We start from the raw sequence: 15,587 nt of genomic DNA, 5'->3' as shown, positions 1-15,587 counted from the left end.
GAAGCATGATCCTTGCCATGCTCCAGCACCATCCGCACCGCGCGTTCGCGGACCTCAGGTGAATATCTGTTCGATGTCTTCCGCTTTTCCATTGCTCCATCCTACTCAAGAGTTGGAGCCTCCAGGATTCCCGGCGCGGTTCACGAGTGCCGCCATTCGTCCTTTCGAACAACACCACACCAAGCTGGCGCTCGATCTCGTGCAGCCGGCGGCTCAAGGTCGATTGGCGTATGTTTAGAGCTTCCGCCGCCTGTCGCAGACTGCGGTGTTGTGACGTTACGACTGCCAAACGCAAATCACGAAGCTCTATATCCACGCCATTCACATCGTCGGCCTGCATACCCACCGACGCCTCCTATAAACTTTGCCTCCCCGCCCTAGTCGCCTCCATCTGACGATATACGTTGCGCTTGGTTTCGATTTCCCCCGGCGCGTCAGGCCGGCAATGGATCGGTGCCGCGATCGAGCAAGGCCAGATAGTCCGAATAGGCGTAAATCCGGCCGCGTTGCCGTCCCGTGGTCTCGCGCACGACGTTGATCTTGGCGAGGTTTTCCAGCGCCGTGCTGGCGGTCGGGAAAGAGACGGCGAGTTTCTCGGAGACAGTTTGGATGGTGACGATCGGGCTGGCTTGCATCAATTCGTGGACTCGGAGCGCGGATGGGGCCGCGCGGCCGAGGCCGGCGATCTGCTGTCGGTGAGCCTCGAACATGGCGATCAGATCGCGTGCGGTCGCGGAGGCTTGTTCAGCGGTCTCCGCGACGCCGGTCAGGAAGAACTCCATCCAGGTCTCCCACGTCCCAGCCTGGCGGACCTCCTGCAGGAGCCGGTAATAGTCGTCGCGCCGGGATTTCAGGAACAGGCTGAGATAGAGGATCGGCTCGCGCAGCACCTCCGCCTCGCACAGGATCAGCGTGATGAGCAGCCGGCCCAGGCGCCCGTTGCCGTCGAGAAAAGGGTGGATCGTCTCGAACTGGACGTGGGCCAGGCCCGCCCGGATGAGCGGGGGCAGCGCCGCATCCTCGCTGTGCAGGAAGCGCTCGAGCGCATCGAGGCATTCGTCCAGCCGGTTCGGCGGCGGCGGCACGAACAGCGCGTTGCCGGGCCGGGTTCCGCCGATCCAGTTCTGCGAGCGGCGGAACTCGCCCGGTTGCTTCGCGGCGCCTCGTTCCGACTTGAGCAGGATCGCGTGCATTTCGCGGATCAGCCGGAGCGAGAGGGGAAATCCGCCCCGCATCCGGGAGACGCCATGCTCGATCGCCGCAACGTAGTTCGAGACCTCGGTCACGTCGTCGAGTTCGACCGTCGGCGCTTCATGATTTTCGAACAGCAGCAGATCCGACAGCGAGGATTGCGTCCCCTCGATCTGAGAGGACAGCAGGGCTTCCTTGCGGACGTACATGTAGAGGAACAAAGGCGTCGAGGGCAGGATCGTCGTCACGCCATCGAGGCGCCCGACCGCGGCAATGGCGCGTTCGTAGACCTGCATGAACCGTCCGAGTTCGAGCGGCGGATTCGGCGGCAGCGGGGCAGGCACATAGGCGCGCACGCGCTCGCCTCCCGCGCTCGTTTCGACATAGGTCCCGAGCCTTTGATTCTCTCCGTTCGTCACACGCGATCCTTTAATTAGCTTTGCCGCTATTAAAGCATATCGCCATATATCTTAATAGCGAGCGGGGCTAATTCAAGGCTGCCGGCATGACGCTGCGCCCACAGGCGCAGGCGGTTAGGAGCACGACAGGGTGAGGATGCCCGCCCAAACACGCTGGAACCGCCCCGCGTTTTCCCTCAACTGCTTACATAGTGCTTACATTTTTTCAGACCAAGAAATGTAAGCGCCGAAAGCGAAGGGCCGCCTTGCGGCGGCCCTGTCATAACGCTCTAATTTTCCTAAGGAAAACTTGGAGCGGGCGAAGGGATTCGAACCCTCGACCCCAACCTTGGCAAGGTTTTCCAGTCCTTTCTCTGGACCACGCTTCGCGACGCGTATTTGCGATAAGATGCGCTTAAACAAGCGATTATCTATCATAGTCATCGCCGCATTCACGCTGGAACCCCCCTCGATTTGATACGAACTGATTGGATTCAGCTCCGATTGGAGGTATGATAGCGATGTTCTAATCAGATTTCCAGCAGGGGGTTGATATGGCTGCGGAAAAGATCACTAAACGCCTCGTTGACGCCCTCAAAGCTCCCAAACCTTCGACGGATGGGGTCAAGGTTCGGGAGACTTTCGTATGGGACAAGGAGCTGCGCGGCTTCGGCGTCCAGGTCATGCCCTCGGGCCTGAAGAGCTTCGTCATTCAATATCGCACGGCTGAAGGCAGGTTGCGTCGTTCGGTCATCGGCCGGTTCGGCCTGATGACCGTCGAAGATGCCCGTGACCTCGCCCACGAAAAGTTGGTAGCGGTGTCCAAGGGCGTCGATCCGGTCGCCGCCGAAGCGGAGGCCACCGGGCGCACCACCGTCGCCGAACTCTGCGATTGGTATCTCACCGAAGCCGAGGCCGGTCGTATCCTCGGTCGCCGTCGGCGTCCCATCAAAGCCTCAACCCTCACGATGGACCGCAGCCGGATCGAGTCGCATATCAAGCCGTTGCTTGGTCGCCGTCAGGTCGGCGCCCTCAAACTCGGTGACATCGAAGCCGCTCAGGCCGATATCGCCACTGGAAAGACCGCGAAGGCCCGCAAAGGCAGCCGCGGCGGCGCTACGACCGGCGGCGAAGGCGTCGCGGCCCGCACGCTCTCGACCCTACACGCGATTTTCGAGCATGCGGTGCGCGTCGGCAAAATTCCGGACAACCCCGCTAGAGGAGTCCGCAAGCTCGCCAGCACGCCACGCGATCGGCGTCTCAGCCGTACTGAGATCGAACGCCTCGGCAAGACTATGCGCGAGCTTGCCGCGGAAGGGGAGCACCCGACAGGCCTTGCAGCCATCCGCTTGTTGCTGCTGACCGGCTTCCGCCGCCTGGAGGGCTTGGGTGTGGAGCGTCCGTGGCTCGACGAGGAAGAGGGCGCTGTGCGTTTTCCCGACACCAAGAGCGGTGCGCAGATCCGCGTTATCGGCCAGGCGGCCGTCAATCTTTTGCTCGAGCAGCCCAGGACCGAGTCGAAATTCTTTTTTCCCGCCGACTGGGGCGACGGCCATTTCATCGGCGTCGTCCGCGTGCTGGACCGCATTTGTGAACGCGCCAAGCTCACCGACGTCACGCCGCACACGCTGCGCCACACCTTCGCAAGCCTCGCGGGTGATCTTGGCTTTTCCGAACTAACGATTGCCGCGCTTCTAGGGCACGCGTCCCGAGGCGTCACTCAGCGCTACGTCCATATGGACGAAGCCCTGAAAATGGCGGCGGATCGCGTCGCCCAGGAAATGGCCGATATCCTAGACGGCAAGGAGACAATCCAGCATCTGCGCCGTCGCGGAGCCCCGCATGCGCAGGAAAGGCAGGAAGCGGGGCAGCAAGCAATGCTGGCGACGCCGTGAAGGGCGAGCTGGGCCAAACACGCGAATGTCCCGCGACGACCTGCGTGTCGGCCTCTCACCTCTTCCGATCCGGATGCGGGACCTTCTATGCGGGCTGCTCAAGCGCTCTCTGCGCAAGCGGGATGCGTTCGTGAGCGCCTTCGACGACATAGAGCGGACAGATATCGAGCCGGCAAGCCATCTGATCAGCCGCGCCGACTATCTGAATGCGTCCGCGCGGCCGGAAGCCGCGCGGGTCCGAATATTCGTGGATCAACTCCTCGATCAATATCCGGCCGCCAAGCGAGACGATTTGGTCCGCCGCATCCGATCGCGCGATGACAGTCACCATCGCAGTGCGTGCTTTGAACTGCTGCTTCACGGGCTACTGGTGGCTCGTGATTTTACAGTTGTTGAAGTCGAGCCCCCACTGCCCGGTGGCAGGTCTCCCGACTTCCTCGTGGCTGCGCCGGACGGCCGAGAATTCTTTCTTGAGGCCACCGTCGCCGAGGGTGAAATCGGCGCCGACCCGGGAGCCGACCGCAGGATGCGTGATGTCCTGCAAGCCATCGATCAGGTCGAGTCGCCCGATTTCTTTCTGAATTTGCACCATCGCGGCGCGCCGGCTCAGCCCGTCCGCTGTAGGCATCTGCGGACCCAAGTACAGCGGTTCGTCAACGGCCTCGACTATGAGAGTGCCGTTGCCGACTTCGCGGAGCAGCGTCCAGGACAGGTATTCAATTTCGAGGAACACGGTCTGACCCTGCGGATCACTGTAGTGCCGAAGCACCTCAGACAAGCCAGCGGCCGGGCAATTGGTGGCCGAATCCTGCCCGGCGGAGTGGTCCAACCGCACCTGCCGATCAAAGCGGCCGTCGAGAGTAAGGCTAGCCGTTATGGCCAGCTCGACCGCCCTTACATCATCGCCGTCTGCGCCCTCGAGACATTCGCCAACGCCGACTCCGCAATTGACGCCCTTTTCGGCACGGAGGCCGTGATCGTGACGGAAAATGGCGACCACCGCCTAGTGCGGAACTGTGACGGCGCCTGGAGGGGGTCAAAGGGACCCATCCATACTCGCGTCAGCGCGGTTCTATCGGCGGAGCGCCTCACGCCTTGGGATGTCGGGCAAAGACAGATGCGGCTGATCCACAATCCGTGGGCGGCGCGACCACTTTCGAATCTGCCCTTGGGTGTCGAGGTTTGCGAAGTGGTCGAGGATCGGTTGAAGAAGGTCCCAGGACTGAGCCTTGCCGAGATATTCGGATTGTCTTCACATTGGCCCGAATAGCGCCGGCCCCAACACAGCTTCTGAGCACGCAGAAGAAGCAATGATCGTCGGATAATGTTGCGGATCGAGAACCAGAGGAGGCATGACACCGACGATGAAGGCGGACGACCTCAAGAACCTCTCGCGAATGCCCGTTTCGCTGCTTCGGGTAACGGCTGACGAATGGAGCGCGATTGCCGAGACGCGTCGCCAGGGCGCGCGTTTCTCCCTCCATTTCCCACATGGAATGGCGCGCGCCGGCCAGCGTAATGGGCTCGTTCTGATCTCGACGGCCAATCTCGATCCTGCACTCCGCCTCGGCCTAATCACTTCGATCGCGGCGACATCCACCCTCGACTCGCGCGTCGTATTCGATCTTGTCAGCCCGGCTGCGCCGGGGTCGCTGGCGCGTCTGCTCCAAAGCGTGACGGCGCCAGGCCTGCGGGCACCGCGGGACCGACTGGCCAGCGGGGCAACGCAATTCGAACGCGTCTCGCCGAAGCTCGGCACCGCGCTTATTGCCGCAATAGCCGAAGATCCGCAGAACACTCCGCCGCTCACTCGGATTCTCGCCCATCTGCGCCGTCCGTCCCGGTACAACAACGCCCGCGGCCTGCAACAGGACGCGGTCGCACTGGCGATCAAGGCTTTCGGCGGAAACGATGGCGCATCATCGATTGCCCTTACCGGTGACGACACCGCGATCGCGACCGTGCGCGTGTTGGAGGACGCCGCAATCGAGCATGACGCCCGCTGGATGCCCGGCTGGCGACTCGCCGACAGTGACTTAACCGGCCGTGCCACCTTCGCGAGGCGAGATGAACGGTTGGATGTGTTCACCGCGAACAAACGGCCGCTCGAAGAGCTTTTCGGCGTCGACTTGATCTATCTAAACAACGCTCGCGGGGCCTTGGTGATGGTCCAATACAAGATGTTGGAATCCGAGGGGCCAGCGCGGCGGTCCATGGCGAGCAAGCTGTCCGAAGATGACGAGGCGGACGAACAGCGGTGGATCGTCCGCATCAACGACCAGTTCACCGACGAGCTGTCGCGCATGCGCCGCTTCGACCGTGATCTGGCGCCTAATGGCCCCTACCGACTGAATAGCGGCGCGTTCTTCTTCAAGCTCGTGCGCCGCAACGCCGCGACGACGTCCGCAGGCATTTTGTTGAGCCTCGGGCACCTCGACCATCTGATGGGCGGTGGCGAGCTGAGTGGCCCCGCCGGCGGCCTGCGGATATGCTACCAGAGCCTGGACGGACACTATCTTCGCAGCGACGGATTCGTGGAGCTTGTTCGCTCAGGCTACATCGGGACACGAGGGGCGACGACGGACCATATGCAGGCGCTTATCGAGGCGTCCCTTCGCGGCGGGAAGGCCGTGGTTGCCGCAATCCGAACGGCCCTAGGACCCGTCGCATAGGCGCCACAGAACACGCTTGGGCCATTCAAGATCGGGGGCGTTTATGACCTTCGTTCCGTTTCAGGACGCCGACGGCATCTGTGACCGCTTTCTCGCTCTCCTGAGCAGGCACAATATCCAACCTCCGGCCGGTTCGTCATTCGAAGACGAGCTATTATCCCTGACACAACTTCTCGAAGTGACGAAGAATCCGGGCCTCGTCCAAGGAACACAGCAAGTCATGCTGCTTCGTGCCGCAGCCGGGGTTCATGACTTCGCGGCCAAGGTGCTTTCGGCGGAGCCTCTTACCGAATTCGCGGGCTTCCTTCCGCACTTGCGTCTGGTCGCTCAGACGAAATTTGCGGCTGCCTCGCTCAGCCAAAACATGTCGAGCGCCTATAACGATGATACGGCTCGCAAGATGGCCGAACTCTATATGGGCTGCCTTGCAGCGCACGTTGGGACGCAAGTCGAATTGGATTCGCCGACGGCGGCCAAGGGCGACAATCCCGATGTGATCCTCACCGCGACGCCTACCGTGGACGGCGTAGATCAGCCGGCCGAAAAGTGGGCTTTAGCAATTAAGACAATCGGCACGAGCCAAGGCCAAACAATCTTCGAGCGGATCAAAGAAGGCGCTAAACAAATCGACGACCAGGAATGTTCCGCTCATAAGGGTATGGTCGTGATCAACGCGAAGAACGCGCTCGATCATCAAGCGCTTTGGAACGGGCCGTTCTCCGATCTTCAGGCTGCGATGGACGCACTCGGCAATCAGCTAGACTCGCTCGCGGACAATGCTAATATCGACCGGCCACAGTCTGAATGGGATGAAATCTTCTCGGGCAAGGTCAAGCGGCCGGTGCTCTTCCTCGGCCAAAGCCTGGTCCATCTGCGGACGCAGGCCGGTGTGCGGACGCCGACGGCCTTGAAAATGCTCAGGGCCTATGGCGCCAATAGCGCACTTGATCCAGCCGCGCACGGGCTGGCCCACCGCCTGAACCACTTCATGCAGACTATCTTGCTCGGTATCCCCGGCGGTGCCGGGCGTCAGCCATGCTGATCTTCCTCCGCAAGCCGGCCACTCCGGAAGCCAACGCCTTCCAATCCAGGCTCCTCAGAGAACCGGAGACGCGGCGCTCGCACCGGGGTCTTTTCTTGCTGGGTCGGCAGCCGGCGGCTGAAGGTGGAACAACCAAAGAGGAAGCTTACTGTTCTTGAAGTCCCAATTCGTGAGCGGCGCGAACCACTCAGGCGCAGCCTCTCCGTGGAGCTGGATCACCTGATCCCCCTCGATGGTCTGCGCCGCGTAGAAGCGGCTGAAAATACGACTGGCCGAGCCGATGCCATCGAATCCCTGGTCGGAGGGCTCCTCCGGCTTCGCGATAAACTCGACGCCGGCAAACTGGCCGTCGTTCACCACCACGAAGGGACCGTCGGCCGGCCACTCGCCATAAAGTAAAAGCACTTCTGCCAGTTTGCGGTCCTTGACATCGGTTAATTCGATCTCCCCGCTGAAAAGCTTCGCGGAGCCGATGATGAATTGCGCCATTCCCTCGGGGCTCAGTGATCGCGGCATATCAGCTGCGGCGCCGAGCACCAGCCGCAACGGCGGCCTGGTCATGATTGTGACTTCGCCGAGCCTTCCCAATTCGTTCGCAACAACGGCCTCCTGCATGGTGGTGCGGAGTTCGCCCCTCGGGCGGCGAAACCGATCCGGCGAGACCACCGTCCAGATGTTCCAGAGCGACCAGAATATCGCCAGCTTCAGCGGCGCCCCAACCGTATCCGCGTAGGATTGGAGTGAGGCCAAGTAAGCGGCAGACATCCGCGTCTCCTGCTTGAATGGCTCCTTGCAGCGGACATTTTTGACCTCGATCAACCACTGCTCCCCGTCCTGCAGGACCACGCGGAAATCTGGCGCGCGGCAGGTGTCCGCAGCATGTACGCGGCCAACATCCTCCGTCTTCAGCAGCCGGAACTTGCCAAGGCTCAATACTGTCGCCTCGAAAAGGCGCTCTGTTCGCGAGCCGTGAATGAGGGGTGGGTCTGACAACGCCGCCTTCAATCTCGGCTCCGCATCCCCGATGAACTGCGTTACGAGCGAGGGGTCGTTCATTGCGATCCCTTTCTCCCGGGCAAATGCCGCGACCGAGGCCAGGAGTTCGAACGCCTTCGTCTTGCGCCCTTCGGGGGCAGGGCTGTCGCTCATGCAACACTCCCCGGCACTCGCTCGCGATGGCGGGCAAGCCGCCGGCGATGCTCGTCAGTCAGCGAAATCGGTGAATTCCAGCGGAGCTCGCCGCGCGCCCGCTCGCTGAGACTCGGCGAGAACTCGGGCCTGCCCTGGTCGTCGAAGGTCACCAGCGCGCGGTCGAATGCGGCATCCCACAACGCCGAGAGGAGGAGCCCGTTATGCACGTCGAGCCTTTCCGCGTCGGTCTCGCATTCCGCCCAGGGGATGATGTGAGAGGCACGAAGTAGGGCTACGTCGGTGATGCCGGTCAGCGGACAGCGGCCCTGCCAGTAGTCCATCAGACGGGCCCGGAAAATGTCCTGGCCGATCCGCTGTACGACAAGACGTTCAGCCTCGGTGGTCCGTGGCAGATTGGCGACGCGGGTTTCGAATTCGCGCAGCGGCGCGTCAGGGAGGCTGATGCCAAGCGTGTAGACTCGATCGAGCGCAGCGTAGAGTTCGCGCAGCGTCGCAAAGGCGTAACGGGCTTTGCCGGGGCCTTGCGCATCCGCTGAGGGCGGCTCGAGTTCAGCGACTACGCCAGCATGGTCCACAGCGAGAAACCATCGCCCGTTGGCGCCCTCGGCGGCCAGATAGATAACGCCGTGTGCCGTAGTGGACGCGAATGCTCGCCATCCTGCTTCCTCGCCCAGAACACGACGAAAGCCGTTCTGCGAGGCGGCCTTCTCGCATTCCTCGCGGACCACAAAGGACTGGGGCGTTTCAATCATCGCCCACCTATAGATCGCGCGCCATCAGACGTTCCGGCCCAGGCGCTCCCTTCAGGGTCAGTCTCAGCCAAGGATCGCAGCGGAGGTCATCGGGGGGACGGGTGGTGGTCGTCACGATGTACTGAAAAGCCGTTGTTCCTGTCATCTCCTCAAGTTCGCGCATCAGGCGGAACAGCTCGTCATAGATGCTCAGGCCGAGATCGGCCTCACGGGGGCTGTCGTGGACGAGGAATGCGGGGAGGCGCGTCGCGCCCTCAATGCTCAAACAGAGGCAGGCGAGGTCGAAAGCCAATACCTTCAGGGACTCGATGGCGGCTGTACGGCGATCGCCATCGACATCGACAGTCAATTGCAGCCTATCGCCGCTCAGCGCCACGGCTCCCTTCGCATTCTCGTTGACCAGGCGACGAATGATGGCTGAGAATTTCTCCGTTATTCGACCGAAGGTCAGGCCCTGCTTGTCGCGGAAGGCCGCAAGCCGCTCCCGTTCCTTGGTCAATCTGTCCTCAAGGTTGCGCAACCGCTTTCGCACCTCATCTCGCTCGGTGGATAGCTCGGAAAAGCGCTCGACCCCTTCCTTGAGTCGTGTCGCGGCCTGCCAGGCCGACGCACGCGTGTCGCGCACGTCTTCGATGGCTTGAACGCGCTTCTCCGCCTGCTCGACCCGCTGGCGCGCGAGAGCGGCGGCAGGCTGAAGGGCCTTCAGCCTAGCTTCCAAACCATCGATCTTTTGGTTCTGATCGCCGATCTCCTGACGCTTCGCGGCGAGCCTGGCTCTGCATTCCGTCTCATTGTGCAGCTTGTGGGACAAACCGCATTTCTCCGCGAGCGCCTTGTCAATCGGCACCTCACAGATCGGGCACACCTGACTGGCCGCATTCTCCGCCGCCGCTGACAGACTCGGAATTTCGCTGGAGAGCAGAGCCAGGACGTGCTTCTCCGCCGGTATCTGGGCCTCCAGGCGGATGCGCTCTTCGTCGGTGCGCCGCAGTTCTTCGCGGGCTTCCTGCAATCCCTTTCGGGCTTGCCCAAGTTCCGCGGTGTCGCCTGTCGGAAGCTGAGCGGCCGCTGCGAGCCGCTCATCGGTAGCCTTGCGAAACAGCTCGAGAAGCAAGGGCATCTCCGGCACGGTTTGTCCGGCAAAGCCAAGTTGATCAATCAATCGATCGTGGCGTCTGCCGCGATCCCAATCGAGGTACGACGCTTCCCGCTCCGCCGTGGCGACTTCGGTTCGCAGCGCTTCCTCCCCCCGCCGCGTTTGCTGTTCCTCTTCGGTGATCGCCAGAAGGAATGCCCGAAGCGCTTCACGCCGAGGCCCGGTCTCACGTCCGCTCGCCGGAAGCGGCGCATCGGAGCCGGATGCTGGCGAACGCCAGTCGAGAACGTCGTCGAAGCGGCATTCCTGATCGCGGGTAAGCCAGGCGAGGGCGATCGGCCATGCTTTTTGGTCCGGCTGAAGGCGAGCCAGTGCCGCAACGCCAGGCGTCACGATGGCATGTTCGATGGCCTCGACCAGCGGATCGATGCTTGTCGTCGCGCCATCGCCAGCGGCGATCTCATCAAGGTTGCCGTCGGCGATCGCCACATGCCGGCGCCGGATGCCCAGTGGCCGCACGACAGCCCAGCACACGTTGTCAAGCATCACCTCCGCGCCGACGATGCCATTGGGAAAGGCGAGCGCGATGCGTTCCCGTTGGGTTTCGTCGGCGAAACGCTGCTCGCCGAGGCAGTAGCGCAGCAGGCGGCAAAAAAGGGTCTTGCCGCTTCCGTGACCTATGGCGCGCACGCCGCCAGCGCTGATGTCATCGAAGCCGTCTGGGGACCAGACGATGTTGAGTCCCCGGCGAAGGTCGACGTCGCGGATCTTCTGCCCGCCTGGCGCTTCCCAAATCGCCAGACGGCGCACCCAGAGGCGTGGCCCATTCAGGCCTGCCGGGACGGTTAGGCTGAGCTTCGGGGGAGCGAATATCTCATGCTGCTGAGGCATGCGCGATCCAATCCCGAACCTCGTCCGGCATTGAGGTGACGGTCGCATTCAGGTCGAGCGCAGCCAGTGCTTCCAGCACGAATCCTGCCCGGCCGTCCGGCCAACCGGCGGTGTCGAAGGCATCAAGGCCAGGCCCTGGCGCCCATGTTCCCACCGATAGGGTTTCAATCAGTCGCCCATTGCCGCGATGGTTGGAGACGGCGGTGCCCCAGCCTTGATTGGTGCGCGCTGCGAAGCCGACCACATTGCCAGTGCGCGGCTGTGATTCCTGCCCGACCAGGCGTCGCCACTCCCTTGCCCGTGCTTCCGGGAGCAATGGCGTCAGAAGGTGCGGTTCCAGCATCATTGCCGCCGCGAGACGGACGGTACGACTCGGAGTCGGACCGTTGATCGACTTGAGGATCGCGGTCAGCGCAGCACCTGCGTCGTTCGGCTGCTGCGCTGCGCGCATCCAAGCACCATCGGGCAGAGTGACGAGGGCGGGTTTTTGAATGGTTGGTGCTGTACCCGCGATCTGGCTTGCACTGAGTCCGAGATTTGCGAACGTCGCATCGGCCTCCATCCGATCCCATGCGTCTAGAACCAACTGGCGGGTAAGGTATTCGCCTCGCTCACGAACTTCCCTCTCCTTAAGCACGCGAAAGGTTTCCGAGGGATAGCCGGGACCTTTTGCATCGGCTGGGTCGAGGATGTAGCGCAGTTCGTCGCGAGTTAGGCCGTAGGCGCGGGCATAGAAGGCGTCGAGATCCGCGCGAAGACTAGCGCGCCGCTCCTCGTTCCAGACGAATGGCGCGCCGTCGTAACCTAAATCGCGGGCAAAGGGCGCGAGGCTGCGAGAGGTGTAGGTGAGTTCCAGCACCCGAGATGTGACAAAGCGAAGGCGTTCGCTGGTATAGAAGGCGGGCGAAAGAACCGGGAACTGTCTCAGAAAGAAATATGCTAAATTAGTCCCACCGACTTTCTGTCGTGCAACAAAGTCCAAAACTAACGAATTTAGGTTTCCCAGTAGCGCCACCTGTTCAGCAACGCTTCTTTCGGTAAAAAATAGCGGCAATTTGTGATTCACCGCCACTGTTGGGATTGCAGACGCTATGACGGTTCGTTCATTCGTGGCATTCGTTATATCGCGCCAACCTGTAAGCCAACCGCGCGTATAAGCTCTTGTACGGAGGCGCGCTTTGACCTCGTGCATCGGAACCCAATACCGCGGGGTAATTTCGAACGAAACGTCTTGCATTCGGTCCATTGGAGGCGACGGAATCTCCCGATAGTCAGCGTCCCCTCGTTCCTTGGCCAACGCGAAATCACCACGCCGGTGATCGAACTGATGAATCATCTTGCCTTCATAGAGCGGTACGAGCTGACGCGAGTCATCCTCCGCGGTGCCAGCGCCTTTGGGTAACCAGTCCGCCCCGTGACGGGCAAAGCCTTGCTTTTCTAGCTCCGGTGCTGTGCGGAAGAGACCACTGTCGTTTGACATGTGGAACATGGTCATGAAGCTTGCACCCCATGGATTACCCGGTTCTCCTCCGCTCTCGTCAATGAAAACCGGGACGTTACGGTAGATTTTAGCAGTCAACTCTGCGTCGGAACGAGACCGGAATACTGGCGCCGTCCGTGTATTTGGATTGATGGCGGCGATCTGCTCAAGAGAGAGGGTGAATGTGCGCTCAGACTCAGCCAATTGCGCTGGGTCGGTTAGAAAAAATGCAAATCGCGCGGCGTTCTCTCGATGCCCGAGTGTGAGTAGGCAGAACTTCACACGGAAATACACCCCTGGAAATATCCGCTCCCGATTCTCGAAATCAAATAGTCCGGCAAGCCGCTTTTCTGACACTAAATTGGCGAAGAACGGCGCTGTGGTAGCGTCGGTGGCTACGCCGGTTGGAACAATCACACCAGCACGACCAAACTCTCCTCCAAGCTTCGAGAAAAGCTCGGCGAAAAGCGCATAGGTGTTAACGTCACCAGTCCCAGTAAGTGGAAATCGTCCAGAATCGGCGCTTGGAACACGAACAAACGTCGAGTTCGCTTCTGAAAGGCGCTTTTCAGCTTCGAACTCCTCGAATAGGGCACGCTTTGCCGTGCCTGGCTCGGCATCGCACAGTGCCTTGATGAGTCGGTCACGTACCGCTTTGTTGGGCGCTGTAGCGATCTCTGCGTCTCGTGAGGCAAAGAACTCTTTTTCCTGAAGTTTAATTCGCTCCCATGGTGGATTCCCCAATACAACGTCGAAGCCGCCGCGCTGCACGACATTCGGGAATTCCAGCGGCCAGTGGAAGGCGCGAGCGCGGCGTACGGTTTGGTCGCACGCGCCCAACATTGGGCCATTCGGCTCGACGCCACGCAGCCACTCCCAGATGGTGCCCGACGTTGGCACCATCTCAGCGCCCCGGCGCGGCATCCCGTCCGGCCCCGCGTAGGGCCCGCCTTTCGTCTTTGGCGTCAGGAATGCCGCAACGTAGAGGTCACATGCCGTCTCAAGCTGCCAGGCGGAAGCCCCCTGTGCCGTTAAGGCCCGTAGGCGTTGCGCTTTAGCCTCGATTTGCTCGACCGTGTTCTCGGGCATGGCGCGCAGGGCTTCGAAATCACGCAGCAGGTCGCGGGCACTGTTGAAGCCGAACCCCTCTGCAACACGGCCTTTCTCCGCCTGCTCACGCCTGTTTTTCTGTGCGTAGTATTTCGTTACATCCTTGTCGTCGCCGGTCAGCGGCTTGTAGGCGACGTCGGGGATGCCTTCCTCCAGCACCTTCAGGTCGAACACACCAAGCAGCGCGTCGCCGCAACGAATCTGCGCATCAAAGAAGCCGAGCGGCAAGCCGGGGTCCACCGTCTCGATCCACAGCGCGACCTTGGTCAGTTCCACCGCCATTGGATTGCGGTCTACGCCGTGGACGCAATTGCGGGCCACATCGCGGAGCGCGTGGCGGAAGTCGGCGAGCGACGGCGTGCCCTCGGTGCGGATACGCGCCACCCGCGTTGCTATCCGGCGGGCCGCGGCCAAAAGGAAATGGCCGGAGCCGCAAGCGGGATCGATGACACTCAGCTTTAGCAGCGCGGCGGCGGGGTCGGTCGCCGCCTCGCTCTTGTCGAGGACAGGATCAAGCGCGGTGTCGAGCAGCGCCTGCACCAGGCTATCCGGGGTGTAGTAGGAGCCCGTGGTCTTGCGCTGGTTGCCCTTCTGCTCGGCCGTCTCCGAGGCAAAGCGCAACGTCTTGCCATCGTCACCGAGTTGCGGTTGCAGCTCCAGGAGCGATTCATAGACCGAGCCGAGTTCCTCGGTCTCCATCGCCCGCCAGTTGACCGGGACCAGACTGGCATTGTCGGAGAGCCATGAAAGCCGGTAGAGCGCCTCCATGAAAGCGCGGTTGCGCAGACGCGCCGTTGCCAGATGTGGCAGCATATCGGCAGCGAACAACCCGCCCAGCGCCGGCAAACCCAGAGCTGGCTGGCCGTGGGCCAGGGAGCGAAAGACGATCTTGATGGCCTCGAAGCGGTCGTGGTGCTTGTCCCAAGACGCCGCGCGGACGCATTGCGCGCGCAGCTCCGCGAGGCTGTAGCCTTCGACGTAGAGCCTACGCGCTTCCGGTTTGGCGATGTCCGGGTGGAGCAGGTTCCGGTCTTCGGCCACCATCAGGAAGATCAGGCGATAGACGAGGCGCAGAAGCTCGTTGAACCATTCGGTCAGGTTGACCTCACCGGAGCGCAGCCGGGCCGCGAGGTCGGGATTGGCTTCCAGGAAACCTGAACCGAGAACTTTCAGCGCCACTTCGACCTGGCTGGCCAGCCGGTCGCGCGCCGCCTCGCCCTCTCGCGCTCCGGCGTCGCGCCAGCGCTCCAGCACACAATCCGTCGCTGGCGTGCCAGCGGCGCCGAAACGGGTCCGATGGATCAGCGACCAAAGGACCGCGAAGGAGGCCGCGTCCTCGTTGGTGAAGATCGCTGTAAGGTCAGCTTCGATATAGGCGGGGCGCGTCAATGACGCGTTGTCCCGCATCAGGCGGATGACCGCACCGTTTGTCACCAAGCCCCAAAGTGCGACATCGCTGTCGTTGAGATAATCCTGAAGCGCGAAGGCTGGCGACCGCGAACGATCCGTCGAGAGCGTCGGGCTGCGCCGGTCGAGCTTCTCTTCGGCCGGCGGCACGACAACGACAGGCACGCGTCCGCCGGCCAGGAACGCGACAGCGCCATCCGCCGGGGCGAGATCGTCGAAGCCGAAGGTTTCGGCCAGGAAGGCGCGCGCGAATCGCCGCGTCGCCTCGGCCGATGGGTTGTGCAGCTTTGCGAAAGCATCGAAGTGGGACTGGCCAACACGGAAGGCAGTCGAAATTTCCTCACGGATCGTCAGCCCCTTGCGGATACGGTAGTCCGCTTCGGTCTGCTCGGGCGCCTGCCGGCGATCGATGCCGGCGATCATGGCTGGCGCGATCAGGTTTCCCTCGAGCGTGAGCGAGGGCCAGGCCGACATATCGGTGACGGGCTTGCGCGCCATAGC

At 62.0% G+C, this 15,587-nt stretch carries 9 protein-coding genes and 1 pseudogene; 4 read left to right on the top strand and 6 right to left on the bottom strand.

The features are described from left to right. Window positions 1-157 precede the first annotated feature (157 nt). Together L2A60_RS09750 and L2A60_RS09745 are read right to left on the bottom strand one after the other, a co-directional pair. A pseudogene (locus L2A60_RS09750) lies at window positions 158-340 on the bottom strand (helix-turn-helix domain-containing protein); the annotation flags it as partial. A gap of 94 nt (window positions 341-434) precedes the next feature. Continuing rightward, entirely contained in the window at window positions 435-1,547 is a 1,113-nt protein-coding gene (locus L2A60_RS09745) for a Fic family protein (protein WP_235704186.1), read from the bottom strand. A gap of 596 nt (window positions 1,548-2,143) precedes the next feature. On the opposite strand from L2A60_RS09745, the gene L2A60_RS09740 reads away from it, so the two are divergent. The 4 genes from L2A60_RS09740 to L2A60_RS09725 all read left to right on the top strand — a co-directional run bounded on the left by L2A60_RS09740 (window position 2,144) and on the right by L2A60_RS09725 (window position 7,198). Next, window positions 2,144-3,484 carry a tyrosine-type recombinase/integrase gene (locus L2A60_RS09740; protein WP_235704185.1) on the top strand — a complete coding sequence of 447 codons (1,341 nt, stop codon included), beginning with the start codon at window positions 2,144-2,146 and terminating at the stop codon, window positions 3,482-3,484. 25 nt (window positions 3,485-3,509) lie between these two features. Next, on the top strand, window positions 3,510-4,754 hold the full coding sequence (locus L2A60_RS09735) for a hypothetical protein (RefSeq protein ID WP_235704184.1): 1,245 nt from the start codon (window positions 3,510-3,512) through the stop codon (window positions 4,752-4,754). Between the two features lie 82 nt (window positions 4,755-4,836). Continuing rightward, complete coding sequence (locus tag L2A60_RS09730; RefSeq protein WP_235704183.1) at window positions 4,837-6,156, top strand: hypothetical protein; 1,320 nt, start codon at window positions 4,837-4,839, stop codon at window positions 6,154-6,156. Window positions 6,157-6,199: 43 nt separating this feature from the next. Continuing rightward, on the top strand, window positions 6,200-7,198 hold the full coding sequence (locus L2A60_RS09725; protein WP_235704182.1) for a hypothetical protein: 999 nt from the start codon (window positions 6,200-6,202) through the stop codon (window positions 7,196-7,198). A 54-nt stretch (window positions 7,199-7,252) separates the two neighbouring features. Here the strand turns inward: L2A60_RS09725 and L2A60_RS09720 are convergent, their stop codons facing one another. The 4 genes from L2A60_RS09720 to L2A60_RS09705 are packed head-to-tail and all read right to left on the bottom strand — an operon-like array spanning window position 7,253 to window position 15,584. After that, window positions 7,253-8,347: a hypothetical protein gene (locus tag L2A60_RS09720; RefSeq protein WP_235704181.1), complete on the bottom strand. Its 1,095-nt coding sequence runs from the start codon at window positions 8,345-8,347 to the stop codon at window positions 7,253-7,255. Next, window positions 8,344-9,102 (bottom strand): HNH endonuclease, encoded by a 759-nt coding sequence (locus L2A60_RS09715; protein WP_235704180.1) that lies wholly within the window; start codon window positions 9,100-9,102, stop codon window positions 8,344-8,346. Before L2A60_RS09715 ends, L2A60_RS09720 begins: the two co-directional genes overlap by 4 nt. Window positions 9,103-9,109: 7 nt before the next feature. Then, window positions 9,110-11,089 (bottom strand): chromosome segregation protein SMC, encoded by a 1,980-nt coding sequence (locus tag L2A60_RS09710; protein ID WP_235704179.1) that lies wholly within the window; start codon window positions 11,087-11,089, stop codon window positions 9,110-9,112. Continuing rightward, complete coding sequence (locus L2A60_RS09705; RefSeq protein WP_235704178.1) at window positions 11,073-15,584, bottom strand: Eco57I restriction-modification methylase domain-containing protein; 4,512 nt, start codon at window positions 15,582-15,584, stop codon at window positions 11,073-11,075. The genes L2A60_RS09710 and L2A60_RS09705 overlap by 17 nt, the downstream gene beginning before the upstream one ends. Between the last annotated feature and the right edge of the window lie 3 nt (window positions 15,585-15,587).

The sequence above is a fragment of the Acidiphilium iwatense genome (genome assembly GCF_021556475.1).
Taxonomy (GTDB): Bacteria; Pseudomonadota; Alphaproteobacteria; order Acetobacterales; family Acetobacteraceae; genus Acidiphilium; species Acidiphilium iwatense.
This window is presented reverse-complemented; position numbering and strand designations above follow the sequence as displayed.